This window comes from Streptomyces sp. NPDC029152, from assembly GCF_055564355.1.
In genome coordinates, this window is sequence record NZ_JBVHWR010000010.1 from 68,938 (window position 1) to 82,902 (window position 13,965).

The window sequence follows — 13,965 nt, forward strand, 5'->3', positions numbered from 1 at the left end:
GCGGACGGCGATGTTGCCGTCGTTGGTGTGGACGATGAGGTCGTCCTTGCCGTCGCCGGTGATGTCGGCGAAGTAGAGGCGGCCCATGTCGGTGCCTGTGACGAAGCGGCCCCAGCCGGCGCTCCAGTGGGTGCCGCCGTCGAAGTAGGTGCCCATGTTCTTGCGGACGGCGATGTTGCCGTCGTTGGTGTGGACGATGAGGTCGTCCTTGCCGTCGCCGGTGATGTCGGCGAAGTAGAGGCGGCCCATGTCGGTGCCCGTGAGGAAGCGGCCCCAGCCGGCCGACATGACGGTTCCCGGACCGAAGCTGGTGCCGAGATTGCGATGGACGACCACGGAGCCGTCGATGCGCTGCAGGACGAGGTCGTCCTTGCCGTCGCCGTCGATGTCGGCGGGGGTGACCTTCTCGCGGGACACGACTTCCTTCACCCAGCCGGCCAGATCGTCGACTCGGGTGTCGACGGCGCCGGTGCGGGTCTCGGCGGGGTCGATCCCGAGGCAGCCGCCCTGCCAGGAACGGGAGCTGACGCTCACGAGCTGGGGACTGCCGTTGACGGAGCGCAGGGCGGGCCCTCCCGCGTCGCCCTGGCACACCGTCGCCGTGTCGGACCCGTCGAGGTTCACCGCCGTGTCCGTGGTGGAGCCGACGGTGAAGGTGCCGGTGTGCAGCTTGTCGGGCACCCACTCGGTCCTGGTCCGCCCGAATCCGGCCTTCGTCAGTTCCTCACCGTCCGCGGCGGGGGCGGAGGCCATCTGTACAGGCTTGATCGCCGGGTCGGTGATCCTCTTGCTGAGCCTGACCAGGACGAGGTCGCGGTCGGCGTGCGGAACGAGGGCGAGTGCGGGCTGGACGCTGCCACCCGTCTGCGTCAGGTCGGTGCGGCCGACCGTGACGGTGGTGGGCACGGCGGGCTTGCCGGCGGCGGGCTTGGCGTCCGGTGCGAAGCAGCTGGCGGCCGTGAGCACCCACTGGGAGTCCACCAGGGACCCGGTGCAGGCCCGTTGGTCACCGACGTTGATCTTCGCGACAAAAGAGAGCGAAGCGTCGGAGGTGACGGCGCCGTTGAGGGCGACAGCCGGTGGAGCGGACAGACCTGTCACACAGCAGGCCATGAGGGAGCCGGCCAGCAGGAGAGAGCGGGAGAGAGGGCGCAACATGGAATTCCTTTGTGAGATTCCTGTACTGACTGCCGCTGGTGAACCGTTCGTGCGAACTTCCCCGATCACGTCGGGACTCCCGGGATCGGGCAAGTGCGCGGTCCGTATGCCGGACCGTGGACGGCGCTCGCGGGCGCGGCGGCTCGCCGCGGAGCGCCGACGAGGGGCTACTGGGAAGTCCTGATCTCCATGAGCATGAACTCGCGCCCCTCCTCGTCCGCGCTCTGGCCCACAGCGGTCCAGGTGTTCTTCTGGATGTCGAACGACTTCTCCTCGTCCCCGACCGTCATCTCCACCTGCGTGGCGTAGTCGTTGCCCTTGACCACGTAGACGGCGGGGATCTCCAGGGTGAGCCAGCCGGACGTGCCGACCGTCCGGAAGCAGACGGGGTCGGCCTGACGCCTCGCCACGACCTGGAGGAGTCCGGTGCCGGAGGCACAGTCGGCGAGGGTGATGTGACCGTCACCGCGCTTGAGGACGATGCCCCGCTCCTGGAGGATCCGGTCGGCCTCCGGGTAGCCGAAGTCCTCCACCGCGTAGCCGGGCGCCTCGTCGGCCACAGCCGCCGCCGGGCCGCTTCCGCCTCCGCCCGGTGTCCCGGCCGGGAACACGCCCCACGCCACGGCGCCGGCGGCAGCGGCCGCGAGCAGGGTGCGCGCGACGAACTTCTTGCGGTGCGACTTGGCCGCGGTCACGATGTGTGCCTTCATCTCGTTCCTTCGTCGATTTACGAGGGGCTGCGCCGGATGTGCGCGTCCGGTACGGGCCGGCTGGGCGACCCTGCTCGTACAGGACGCTCGGCAGGGGTCAGCCGGGTGGGCGGGATGTCCGCGCACGGCCGCCCGCGACGTGGCCCGGGAGCGCGCGGCCGACCGGGAACGGAACGTCGATGACGAGCGCGTCCGCGCCGGCGCCGACCCGGTGCCCGGGACGCGGCGCGTGGTCCGCACCCCTTCCGTGAGCGACAAGCGGAAACGTCCCGGAAACGTCCGTCCGATGGGTCGCCGGAATTGAATGCCGGCGAATTCGCCCGTACTCCGGCAGTTCCCGACCCCTGGCGGCCACCAGTCGTTTCCCCCCCGTCCTGACGTCATCGAAGTCGTCCGGAAATTCCGTCCTCCGAAATCCCGGCTCCACCGATCCCGTACATGTCATCGTTGCCGGACGATCTTGTCTACTGTCCGAAGTGGAGTAAACCGGGCATGATTTGAAGATCTGACGTGAGGTCAGTCACTCGTTGCAGGGGTTGCGTGCCTATGTGTGAAGACCCGGTGCGGGGTAAACGGTGTCATTCGCGACTCATCAGCCGATTGGCCCTCAATTCCCTTGACGGCCAATCGGTTTACCGATCTCCTCGCGGTGAAATGATCCACCCCGAACCCGCGTTCGCTGTTCGTCACGACAGTGCTCCTCCTCTCCGGCCGCGTCGGCACGAAGGTCGAGTTCACGACGGCGTACGAACTGCATGTGGCTTTCCACGGCGCCCGGATCACGGACCCGAGCGCCTCCTGGGGGCGTCCCAGGGTGATCCGCTGCGACGACGACGTCCGGGACACCGGTTCCACCGACACGCCCAGCCCGGCTGCGTGGTGCCCCGTGTCATGCCGGTCGTCCGGCCGGATGCCACGACGGGCGCCGCGGCGGCCGGATGCCTGTGGGCCCAGAAGGACCTCACCGACGGCTGGGGGCTCGACGGACCACTGACCCGGGCGAAGGGCGGCGTGGCGGACCGCATCAGCCACCCCTGCGGGGGCCGAAGCCCTTCCGGGCCATGCCGGACGTCGTCGCGACCGAAGGCTGCGGCATGTTCCCCTTCGCCCCCCACCCGTGAAGGAGGAGGCGACGGGGCCCTGTGCGCCGGGATCGTCCTCGAGGACACCGGCGGAGGGTGGACCGTGCAGCAGTTGGGGGACGCGGACCCCGGCGGACCGTGCGTGCGCGCCCACGTTCCGCTCGCGGACGACGGTCCGCCGAGGCCCGGGTCTCCGAAGGCTTCGTGAACCGGCGAGCGCCGGAGGCCGAACAGTTCATGGTGGAGATCACCGGCTCGACCGCCGAGCCGTCGGGAGCCTGCCCGCGGTCTGTGCCGACCGGAGCGCTCCGCGCCGGTGACGGGTGGATCAGGAGCACCACCGGTGCCGTCGATCACGTCGACAGGACCGGGTGCGCGGGCTCCGTCCGACCGCATGGCGAGGCATGCCTCGGCCGCAGGCAGCCCACACGGCCCCGCGCCCGGCCCGCCTGCTCCCCTCACATGAAAGGCAGCTGAACAGGCTCCGCCGCAGGGGGCGTGTCCGCGCGCTCGGTCCGCCGCGGCGTCCCCGGACGCGTCGGCCCGATGCCGTACTCCTGGGCGAGGGCGTGCACCTGGCCGGTGATCCGGCGCTGGTACCACGTCGGGGCGTAGGCGCCCTCCGCGTAGAGGCGTTCGTAGCGGCGTACCAGGTGCGGGTGGTGCCGGCCGAGCCAGGTCATGAACCATTCCCGGGCGCCTGGGCGCAGATGCAGGACCAGGGGGGTCACCGAGGTGGCGCCGGCCGCGGCGACGGCCCGTACGGTCGCCCGCAGCTGGGCCGGTTCGTCGCCGAGGAAGGGGATGACCGGCGCCATCAGCACCCCGCAGCCGATGCCGTGCTCGGTCAGGGTCCGTACGACGTCCAGCCGGCGTTCCGGCGCGGGCGTGCCCGGCTCCACCGTGCGCCACAGGTCGGGGTCGGTGAAGCCGACCGAGACGGAGATGCCGACGTCCGTCACCCGCGCGGCCCGGATCAGCAGGTCCAGGTCGCGCAGGATCAGGGTGCCCTTGGTGAGGATCGAGAAGGGGTTCGCGTGCTCGGTCAGGGCCGTGATGATGCCCGGCATGAGACGGTAGCGGCCCTCGGCGCGCTGGTAGCAGTCGACGTTGGTGCCCATCGCCACGTGCTCGCCCTGCCAGCGGCGGGAGGCCAGCTGGCGGCGCAGCAGGCCGGGGGCGTTCACCTTGACGACGATCTGCGAGTCGAAGCCGAGGCCCGTGTCGAGGTCCAGGTAGCTGTGCGACTTGCGGGCGAAGCAGTAGACGCACGCGTGCGAGCAGCCCCGGTACGGGTTCACCGTCCATTCGAACGGCATCCGAGAGGCGCCCGGCACCCGGTCGAGGATCGAACGGGCCCGCACCTCGTGGAAGGTGATGCCGCGGAACCCGGGCGTGTCGAAGGTACGGGTGACCACCGCGTCCGCGCCGAACAGCGCGGGGTCCGCGACCCGGGCGTGGTCGGAGTCCGTGAGGTTCTCCCAGCGCATGGCGCCTCCTCGGTAGCACTCCGCACAGAATAGAACACTTGTTCCCTTGATCGTGCGGGCGATTCGCGCGAGCCCGGTTCGCGCCCCCCGATTTGGTGGCCGGGCGGCGGGGTGGTTGGCTTGCCCCGATCCCGAGAACCAGCCCTGGAGGAACCCGATGGCGCAGGTCGAGGCCACGACGGAGCGGATCGTCGCCGCGGACGCGGAGACGGTGTTCGACACCCTCGCCGACTACAGCGGCACGCGCGAGAAGCTGCTCCCCGAGCACTTCAGCGAGTACGAGGTCCGCGAGGGCGGCGACGGCGAGGGCACCCTCGTCCACTGGAAGCTCCAGGCCACCAGCAAGCGCGTCCGCGACTGCCTGCTGGAGGTCGGTGAGCCGAGCGACGGCGAACTCGTCGAGAAGGACCGCAACTCCTCGATGGTCACCACCTGGCGGGTCACCCCGGCCGGTGAGGGCAGGTCCCGGGTCGTCGTCACCAGCACCTGGAAGGGCGCCGGCGGCATCGGCGGCTTCTTCGAGAAGACCTTCGCGCCCAAGGGGCTCGCCCGGATCTACGACGCGGTGCTCGCCAAGCTCGCCGCCGAGGTGGAGAAGTAGCCAACAGGCCCTTCGAATAAGGGTGTTGGCGGTCTCACCGGTTCGAGTGATCCTCGGCCGATCGCGCCGTACGCCGTAACTTGTCGCACTTGCTCGTAGTTGTCGCCTCTGGCGGCAAAAGTGAGCAGGTGCGACGAGGGGAGCGGTACGTGGGCGGGATCACTCTGGTGCAGGACGAACCGGTCGCCGCACCACCCCCGGAGGCCCCCGAGGCCCCCGCTCCCGAGCCGGAGCGGGAGGACGGGCTCAGCCCGCGCCGGGTGCGGCTGGTGTTCGTCGGGCTGATGCTGGCGCTGCTGCTCGCCGCGCTGGAGCAGATGATCGTCGCCACGGCACTGCCGAAGATCGTCGGAGAGCTGCACGGCCTGGACAAGATGTCCTGGGCGATCACCGCCTACCTGCTCACCTCCACCATCGGACTGCCGATCTACGGCAAGCTCGGCGACCTCTTCGGCCGCAAGGGCGTCTTCCAGTTCGCCATCCTGGTCTTCGTCATCGGCTCGGCCCTCGCCGGGCGCGCGCAGACCATGGACCAGCTGATCGTCTTCCGCGCCGTGCAGGGCGTCGGCGCCGGCGGCCTGATGATCGGCGTGCAGGCGATCATCGCCGACATCGTGCCGCCCAGGGAGCGCGGCCGGTTCATGGGACTGATCGGCGCCGCCTTCGGACTCGCCTCGGTCGCCGGGCCGCTGCTGGGCGGTTACTTCACCGACCACCTCTCCTGGCGCTGGTGCTTCTACGTCAACGTGCCCTTCGGCCTGGTCACCATGGCCGTGGTCGCCGTCGTCCTGAAGCTGCCCAGGCCCCGCGTCAAGCCCCGCCTGGACTTCCTCGGCGCCCTGCTCCTCGCCGCCGCCTCCACCTGCCTGGTGCTGCTCACCAGCTGGGGCGGCACCGAGTACGCGTGGGACTCGAAGGTCATCCTCGGCCTGGCCGCCGGCGCGGTCGCGGCGGCGGTCCTGTTCCTGGCCGCCGAGCACTTCGCGCCCGAACCGCTGATCCCGCTGCGGCTGTTCCGGGACTCCGTCTTCAACGTCACGGCACTGGTCGGCCTCGTCGTCGGCGTCGCCCTGTTCGGCGCCGCCAGCTACCTGCCGACCTTCCTCCAGATGGTCGACGGCGCCACCGCCACCGAGTCCGGCCTGCTGATGCTCCCCATGATGGGCGGCATCGTCGGCGCGTCGATCATCTCCGGGCAGCTCATCAGCCGCACCGGGCGCTACCGCGTCCATCCCGTCCTCGGCGGCGTCCTGTCCGTCCTCGGCATGTGGCTGCTCTCCCGCCTCGACGCCGACACGCCCCGGTTGCACTACAGCGTCTGGATGGCCGTCCTCGGCGCCGGCATCGGCATGGTGATGCCGGTCCTCGTCCTCGCCGTGCAGAACAGCGTGCGCCCCGCCGACCTCGGCACCGCCACCAGCGCCAACAACTACTTCCGGCAGATCGGCGGCAGCGTCGGCGCCGCCGTCTTCGGCACCCTCTTCGCGGGCCGGCTCACCGACGCCCTGGCCGACCGCGTGCCCGCCGGCGCGGGCGCCGGGCTGCCCGACGCCGAGTCCATCACCCCGCAGTTCGTCCACACCCTCCCCCCGGCGCTGCGCGACGCCTACATCGGGGCGTACGCCGACGCCATGCCGCGCATCTTCCTGTACCTGGTGCCGGTACTCGCCCTCGGCCTGCTCATCGCCTTCTTCCTCAAGGAGAAACCACTGGTGTCCCACAACGCCCCCGTCACCGAGCCCGAGACCGCGCAGTCCACCGCCCATGTCCCCCAGGCCCGTTCGCCCTACGCCGCCGGGATCCCCGTCTGCGGCACGGTGCAGCACCCCGACGGCACCGTGGTGCCCCGCGCCGCGCTCACCCTCATCGACGTCGGCGGTCAGCAGATCGGCCGCGGCGCCAGCGGCGAGGACGGGCGGTACGCGCTGGCCACGCCCGGCTCCGGGGCGTACGTCCTGATCGCCGCCGCCGGCGGCCACCAGCCGCAGGCGGTCTCCGTGACCGTGGGGGAGCGGCCGGTCGAGCTGGACGTGGTCCTCGGCGGCGCCGGCCGCCTGGCCGGCAGTGTCGTCACCGCCGACGGCAGCCCCGTCCGGGACGCGATCGTCACCCTCACCAACGTCCACGGCGAGGTCGTGGCCACCACCCGCAGCGCCCGCGAGGGCGGTTACGTCATCACCGAGCTGGTGGCCGGCGAGTACACCCTCGCCGCCAGCGCGCCCGCCTTCCGCCCGGCCGCCCTGCCGGTCAGCGTCCAGGCCGCCCGCGAGACCCGGCAGGACGTCGAACTGGCCGGCGGCGCGGTGCTGCGCGGCACGGTGCGCGCCAGTGGCGGACGGGTCGTGGAGGACGCGCGCGTGACGCTCCTCGACGCGGCCGGGAACGTCGTGGACACGCTGACCACCGGCCCCGACGGCACCTTCCGCTTCGTCGACCTGTCGTCCGGCGAGTACACCGTCATCGCCGCGGGCTATCCGCCCGTCGCCACCGTGCTCCAGGTGGCGGGCGGCGGCCGCACCGAACGCGACCTCCAGCTCGGACACGAGGACTGACACCCCCGCCCGCCGCCGGGCGCGGGCCGTGACGTAGCCCGCCCGGCCATGACGCACGAGACCGGCCGAGGGGTGGCCCGCCGGGGCGACCGGGCCGGGTCCGCACGCGAGGGCGCGGCGCGGCACTGCGGTCCGGGCGCCGTCGGGGACCCGGTGGCGGCCGTGGCCGGGCTGCGGCGGCCCGAGTGGTGAGCGCCGTGGGAAGCAGCGGGGTGCCAGAAGCGCGCCGGAATCGTACCCGTGCCGAGCGGCTGACCGAGGGGCTGACCGTCGCCGTGGCGTCGGTGCTCTCGTTCGGGCTGCCGGCCGGACCGGCGGTCGTCTTCGGCACGACCGCCTGGCGCCTGGCCACCGACACCGGCGTCACCGTCTTCAGCCGGCTCTCGGCACCGGTGGTCCTCGTCGTCTTCATGGCGCTGCTGTTCGTCCCGGCCCGCGTGGTGTTCCGCTCCGGCCGCCGCAAGGGCGGGGAGCGGCTGACGGCGGCGGTCCCGGCGGTGCCGACGCTGCTCGGCGCGTCCGTCGCGCAGTTCGCGCTCCTGTGCCTGGTCCTCGTGTACGCGGACTGACCTCCGGCCACGGCGGCCCGCCCGGCGGTGCGACGGTGTCCGGCTCGGCGGAGACGATGGTCCTGCCGGTGCCGGTGCACCCCCGCACCGGCCGGGAAACACGCCCTCGGTCCCCGGGGGCTCGGCTGTCGGCCAGGGCCCGGTCCAGAGGGACAGCGGCGGTCCCGGTGGCGTTTCAGCCCGGAGGCGCCGAAGGCGTCGGTGTCGGCCATGGTGAAGCCGTGGTCGGTGCCGGGGCAGACCTCGCAGGTGCGTCCGAGACCGGCGGCGTCCAGGGCGGCGCGGAGCTCGGTGACGACCTCGGACGACAAGCCCCCTCCGGCGAGGCCGAGACGGACGTCCGCGGCGAGCTCGGGCACGAGGCGGTCCCGGTGGTCGTCGCGCCGGCCCGGCCCACCGGACGGAGCCGGCGCGACGCCTTTGCGCAGGAGTCCGTCCGTCCCGGTCCCTTCCCCGGCGGAGCGCCGTGAGCAGGCGTCCGGAACGAGCGGGTGCGGCCGGCCGGGACCCCGGTCGCCGGAAAGGGCTGGTCGTGGACCGTTCGGGGTGCCTTCGGCGGTCCGGACCACCGACAGTTGTCCACAGCTCTGGCCGAGGCGGCCGGGCAACGCGTACGGTTTCGAGGCATGAAGATCCCCGACGCCACGCTGCAAGCCTCTGACCTGCGAATGGACCACGGTTCGTGAAAATCCTCATCAGCGCCGACATGGAGGGCGCCACCGGTGTCACCTGGCCGGCCGACGTGCTGCCGGGCACTTTGCAGTGGGAGCGGTGCCGGTCGATGTTCACCTCGGACGTGAACGCCGCCGTGCAGGGCTTCTTCGACGGCGGCGCCGACGAGGTGCTGGTGAACGAGGCCCACTGGACCATGCGCAACCTGCTGCTGGAGCGGCTCGACGAGCGCACGCAGATGCTCACCGGACGGCACAAGGCCCTGTCCATGGTCGAGGGCGTGCAGCACGGGGACGTCGACGGCATCGCCTTCGTCGGCTACCACGCCGGCGCCGGCATGGAGGGCGTCCTCGCGCACACCTACCTCGCCAACCAGATCACCGGCGTGTGGCTGAACGATGTACGGGCCAGCGAGGGCCTGCTCAACGCCCACGTCGTCGCCGAGTACGGAGTGCCGGTCGTGCTGGTCACCGGGGACGACGTGGCCTGCGAGGACGCGCTCGGCTATGCGCCCGGGGCGCTGAAGGTCGCGGTCAAGGACCACGTCTCGCGGTACGCGGCCGTGTGCCGTACCCCGGCCAGGACCGCCGCCGACATCCGGGCCGCGGCCGAGGAGGCGGCGACGCTCGCGGTGCGGCACGAGCCGGTGAGCGGCGGTCCGTTCACCGTCGCGGTGGAGTTCGACGCCGAGCACCTGGCGGACGCCGCGACCGTCGTGCCGGGTGTGGCCCGCGTCGGGGAGCGGAAGGCGGCGTACACCCACGACACCATGTTCGAGACGATTCGCACGTTCAAGGCGGTCACCACGATCGTCTCGTCCGCGGTGGAGGAGCAGTATGGCTGAGCAGCCCGGGAGCACGCCGGAGAGCGGATCGGGCACGTCCGGCGGTGTGGACGCGCGAGCGCTGGACGAGGTCGTCCGGTTCACCTCCGACCTCATCCGCATCGACACCACCAACCGGGGCGGCGGCGACTGCCGGGAACGCCCCGCCGCCGAGTACGCCGCCGAGCGGCTCGCCGACGCCGGGATCGAACCCACGCTCCTGGAGCGCACCAAGGACCGGACCAACGTCGTCGCCCGGATCGAGGGCACCGACCCGTCCGCCGGCGCGCTGCTCGTCCACGGCCACCTGGACGTGGTGCCCGCCGAGGCCGCCGACTGGAGCGTCGACCCGTTCTCCGGGGAGATCCGCGACGGCGTCGTCTGGGGGCGCGGCGCGGTCGACATGAAGAACATGGACGCGATGATCCTCGCCGTCGCGCGCGACTGGGCCCGGCAGGGCGTACGGCCGCGGCGGGACATCGTGATCGCGTTCACCGCCGACGAGGAGGCCAGCGCCGAGGACGGCTCCGGCTTCCTCGCCGACCGGCACGCCGCGCTGTTCGAGGGCTGCACCGAGGGCGTCAGCGAGTCCGGGGCGTTCACCTTCCACGACGGCTCCGGCCGGGAGATCTACCCGATCGCGGCGGGCGAGCGCGGCACCGGCTGGCTGAAGCTCACCGCACGCGGACGCGCCGGACACGGCTCCAAGGTGAACCGGGACAACGCCGTGACCCGGCTCGCGGCGGCGGTCACCCGGATCGGCGAGCACGAGTGGCCGCTGCGCCTGACCCCGACCGTCGGCGCCGCCCTCACCGAACTCGCCGCCCTGTACGGCGTCGACACCGACCTCGGCGACGTCGACGCGCTGCTGGACAAGCTCGGACCGGCCGCCGCCCTGGTCGAGGCGACCGTCCGCAACAGCAGCAATCCGACCATGCTGGACGCCGGTTACAAGGTCAACGTCATCCCCGGCCAGGCCGTGGCCTACGTCGACGGACGGTTCCTGCACGGCTGGGAGGACGAGTTCCGCGCCACCCTCGACCGGCTCACCGGGCCGGACGTGGACTGGGAGTTCGCCCACCGCGAGGTCGCCCTCCAGGCCCCGGTGGACTCGCCGACGTTCGCGGGGATGCGCGCGGCCGTCGAGGAGTTCGCCCCCGAGGGGCACGTCGTGCCGTACTGCATGTCCGGCGGCACGGACGCCAAGCAGTTCTCGCGGCTGGGCATCACCGGATACGGGTTCGCGCCGCTGAAGCTGCCGGAGGGCTTCGACTACCAGGCCCTCTTCCACGGCGTCGACGAACGCGTCCCCGTCGAGGCGCTGCACTTCGGTGTCCGCGTCCTCGACCGATTCCTGCGCACGGCCTAGCGATGGAACTGGAGGAGAAAGTGGGGGAACCGGTGCGGACCCTGGCGTACGGATCGTGGCCGTCACCCGTCGACGCGGCCCTCGCCGCCGCGCACGACGGTCGGCCCGAGGACGTCGGCTTCGTCGGCGACGAGGTGTGGTGGACCGCGCCCCGGCCCGCCGAGGGCGGCCGGCGCACGCTGGTGCGGCGGCGCGCGGACGGCACCGAGGAGACGGTGCTGCCCGCACCGTGGAACGTCCGCAGCCGCGTCATCGAGTACGGCGGCCGGCCCTGGGCCGCGCTCATGACCGAGGCCGGACCGCTGCTGGTCTTCGTGAACTTCGCCGACCAGCGGCTGTACGCCTGGGAGCCGGGCGACGCCGGGCCGCGTCCGCTGACACCTGTCTCCCCGGTGGGCGGCGGTCTGCGCTGGGCCGAGCCCGACCTGCGCCCGGAGCGCGGCGAGGTGTGGTGCGTCCTGGAGGAGTTCACCGGCGACGGGCCCACCGACGTGCGCCGGGTGCCGGCGGCGGTGCCGCTGGACGGATCCGCGGCCGGCGACCGGGACGCGGTGCGCGAACTGACCGGCGTACACCACCGGTTCGTCACCGGGCCGCGTGTCTCGCCCGACGGGCGGCGCGCCGCCTGGCTCGCCTGGGACCACCCGCGGATGCCCTGGGACGGCACCGAGCTGATCGTCGCCGACATCGGGACCGAGGGCGTCTTCCACGCCCCGCGGACCGTCGCGGGCGGACCCGAGGAGTCGGTCGCCCAGGCGGACTGGGCGCCCGACGGCACCCTGCTGTACGCGTCCGACCGCACCGGCTGGTGGAATCTCTACCGCGACGGGCAGCCGCTGTGCGCCCGCGAGGAGGAGTTCGGCGGGCCGCTGTGGAAGCTCGGACAGCGCTGGTTCGCGCCGCTGGACAGCGGTCTGATCGCCGTCGTGCACGGCCGCGGTGCCACCGCCCTCGGCATACTCGACCCGGAGACCGGCGAGGTCGTCGACGCAGCGGGCCCCTGGACCGAGTTCGCGGCCGCCCTCGCCGTCCACGGCGAGCGCGTCGCGGCCGTCGGCGCCAGCCCCCGCAGCGCCTACGAGGTGGTCGAGCTGGACGCCCGTACCGGCAGGTCCCGGGTGATCGGCGCCCCGCACCACGACCCGGTGGACCCGGCGTACTACCCCGAGCCGCGGGTCCGCACCTTCACCGGTCCCCGGGGACGCGACATCCACGCGTACCTCCACCCGCCGCGCAACCCCGGCTGCACCGCCCCCGACGGCGAGCTGCCTCCCTACGTGATCTGGGCGCACGGCGGCCCCACCAGCAGGTCGCCCCTGGTCCTGGACCTGGAGATCGCCTACTTCACCTCGCGCGGCATCGGCGTCGCGGAGGTGAACTACGGCGGCTCCACCGGGTACGGCCGCGAGTACCGCAACCGGCTGCGCGAGCAGTGGGGCGTCGTCGACGTCGAGGACTGCGCCGCCGTCGCCCTGGCCCTCGCCGAGGAGGGCACCGCCGACCGGCGGCGGCTCGCGGTGCGGGGCGGCAGCGCCGGCGGCTGGACCGCGGCCGCCTCGCTGGCCACGACCGACGTCTACGCCTGCGGCACGGTCATCTACCCGATCCTCGACCTGACCGGCTGGGGCACGGGAGAGACCCACGACTTCGAGTCGCGGTACCTGGAGAGCCTCATCGGCCCGCTGTCCGAGGTGCCCGAACGGTACGCCGAGCGGTCGCCCGCCGAGCACGCCGACCGGGTCACCGCGCCGTTCCTGCTGCTCCAGGGCCTGGACGACGTGATCTGCCCGCCCGTGCAGTGCGAGCGGTTCGTGGCCCGCATGGAGGGCCGGGGCGTGCCGCACGCGTACCTCACCTTCGAGGGCGAGGGGCACGGATTCCGTCGCGCGGAGACCATGGTGCGCGCGCTGGAGGCCGAGCTCTCCCTCTACGCCCAGGTCTTCGGCCTGCGGCCGCAGGGCGTACCGACCCTGGAGCTGACCGGATGAGGGAGCTGACCAGACCCGCCCGGCTCGCCCCCGGCGCACGCGTGGCCGTCGTCGCGCCCAGCGGCCCCGTGCCCGAGGAGCGGCTGCAGGCCGGCCTCGACGTGCTGCGCGGCTGGGACCTCGACCCGGTCGTGGCGCCGCACGTCCTGGACCGCCACGGCACCTTCGACTACCTCGCGGGCACCGATGCCGACCGGGCCGCCGACCTCCAGTCCGCCTGGTGCGACCCCGCCGTGGACGCGGTGCTGTGCGCCCGCGGCGGATACGGCGCCCAGCGCATGACCGACCTGCTCGACTGGGAGGCGATGCGCGCGGCCGGACCGAAGGTGTTCGTCGGCTTCAGCGACATCACCGCACTGCACGAGGCGTTCGCCCGCCGCCTGGACCTGGTCACCCTGCACGGACCGATGGCCGCGGGCGTCGACTTCCTCAAGAACGCCGAGGCGCAGGACCATCTGAAGGCGACCCTGTTCGCCCCGGAGACCGTCCGCGTGATCACCGCCGGGGACAGCACGCCCCTGGTCCCCGGCCGGGCGAGGGGGGTCACCCTCGGTGGCTGCCTCGCCCTGCTCGCCGCCGAGCTGGGCACCCCGCACGCCCGGCCCTCGGCGCGTGGTGGACTGCTGTGCCTGGAGGACGTGGGGGAGGAGCCCTACCGTCTGGACCGCTACCTCACCCAACTCCTGCGCGCGGGCTGGCTGGGCGGGGCCGGCGGTGTGCTGCTCGGATCGTGGGAGCAGTGCGGGCCCGCCGAGCGGCTGCGCCCGATGCTGGCCGACCGGCTCGGCGGCCTCGGCGTGCCGGTCGTCGAGAACTTCGGCTTCGGGCACTGCGCGGGAGCGCTGACGATCCCCTTCGGAGTGGCCGCGGAACTCGACGCGGACGCGGGCACCTTGACGCTGGACGAGCCGGCCCTGCGCTGACCGGGCGCCCCGCCCGGGCCCGTCGTAG

12 protein-coding genes are annotated in these 13,965 nt (G+C 72.7%); 9 read left to right on the top strand and 3 right to left on the bottom strand.

The features are described 5' to 3' along the window. The 3 genes from ACZ4V6_RS21690 to ACZ4V6_RS21700 form a co-directional block, all read right to left on the bottom strand. Window positions 1–1,113, bottom strand: a 1,113-nt coding sequence (locus ACZ4V6_RS21690) for a trypsin-like serine protease (protein WP_467830302.1), incomplete at its 3' end; no start/stop codon positions are given. A 212-nt stretch (window positions 1,114–1,325) separates the two neighbouring features. Beyond that, window positions 1,326–1,868 (bottom strand): hypothetical protein, encoded by a 543-nt coding sequence (locus tag ACZ4V6_RS21695; RefSeq protein WP_467829787.1) that lies wholly within the window; start codon window positions 1,866–1,868, stop codon window positions 1,326–1,328. 1,540 nt (window positions 1,869–3,408) lie between these two features. After that, on the bottom strand, window positions 3,409–4,440 hold the full coding sequence (locus ACZ4V6_RS21700; RefSeq protein WP_467829790.1) for an Rv2578c family radical SAM protein: 1,032 nt from the start codon (window positions 4,438–4,440) through the stop codon (window positions 3,409–3,411). 157 nt (window positions 4,441–4,597) lie between these two features. On the opposite strand from ACZ4V6_RS21700, the gene ACZ4V6_RS21705 reads away from it, so the two are divergent. The 9 genes from ACZ4V6_RS21705 (at window position 4,598) to ACZ4V6_RS21745 (ending at window position 13,937) form a co-directional block, all read left to right on the top strand. Continuing rightward, the gene (locus ACZ4V6_RS21705) at window positions 4,598–5,041 is read left to right on the top strand and encodes an SRPBCC family protein (RefSeq protein WP_467829792.1); all 444 of its coding nucleotides are present in this window, start codon (window positions 4,598–4,600) and stop codon (window positions 5,039–5,041) included. Between the two features lie 149 nt (window positions 5,042–5,190). Beyond that, the gene (locus tag ACZ4V6_RS21710) at window positions 5,191–7,593 is read left to right on the top strand and encodes an MFS transporter (RefSeq protein ID WP_467829795.1); all 2,403 of its coding nucleotides are present in this window, start codon (window positions 5,191–5,193) and stop codon (window positions 7,591–7,593) included. 48 nt (window positions 7,594–7,641) lie between these two features. Next, entirely contained in the window at window positions 7,642–7,785 is a 144-nt protein-coding gene (locus tag ACZ4V6_RS21715) for a hypothetical protein (protein ID WP_467829797.1), read from the top strand. Between the two features lie 20 nt (window positions 7,786–7,805). After that, entirely contained in the window at window positions 7,806–8,162 is a 357-nt protein-coding gene (locus tag ACZ4V6_RS21720; RefSeq protein ID WP_467829799.1) for a hypothetical protein, read from the top strand. A gap of 221 nt (window positions 8,163–8,383) precedes the next feature. Next, complete coding sequence (locus tag ACZ4V6_RS21725) at window positions 8,384–8,632, top strand: hypothetical protein (protein ID WP_467829801.1); 249 nt, start codon at window positions 8,384–8,386, stop codon at window positions 8,630–8,632. Between the two features lie 212 nt (window positions 8,633–8,844). Next, complete coding sequence (locus tag ACZ4V6_RS21730) at window positions 8,845–9,678, top strand: M55 family metallopeptidase (RefSeq protein ID WP_467829803.1); 834 nt, start codon at window positions 8,845–8,847, stop codon at window positions 9,676–9,678. Continuing rightward, a complete protein-coding gene (locus ACZ4V6_RS21735) occupies window positions 9,671–11,026 on the top strand; it encodes a M20/M25/M40 family metallo-hydrolase (protein WP_467829806.1) in 1,356 nt (451 codons plus the stop codon). Before ACZ4V6_RS21730 ends, ACZ4V6_RS21735 begins: the two co-directional genes overlap by 8 nt. 2 nt (window positions 11,027–11,028) lie before the next feature. Then, entirely contained in the window at window positions 11,029–13,014 is a 1,986-nt protein-coding gene (locus ACZ4V6_RS21740; RefSeq protein WP_467829809.1) for a dipeptidyl-peptidase 5, read from the top strand. Continuing rightward, the gene (locus ACZ4V6_RS21745) at window positions 13,011–13,937 is read left to right on the top strand and encodes a S66 peptidase family protein (protein ID WP_467829810.1); all 927 of its coding nucleotides are present in this window, start codon (window positions 13,011–13,013) and stop codon (window positions 13,935–13,937) included. Before ACZ4V6_RS21740 ends, ACZ4V6_RS21745 begins: the two co-directional genes overlap by 4 nt. Window positions 13,938–13,965 lie beyond the last annotated feature (28 nt).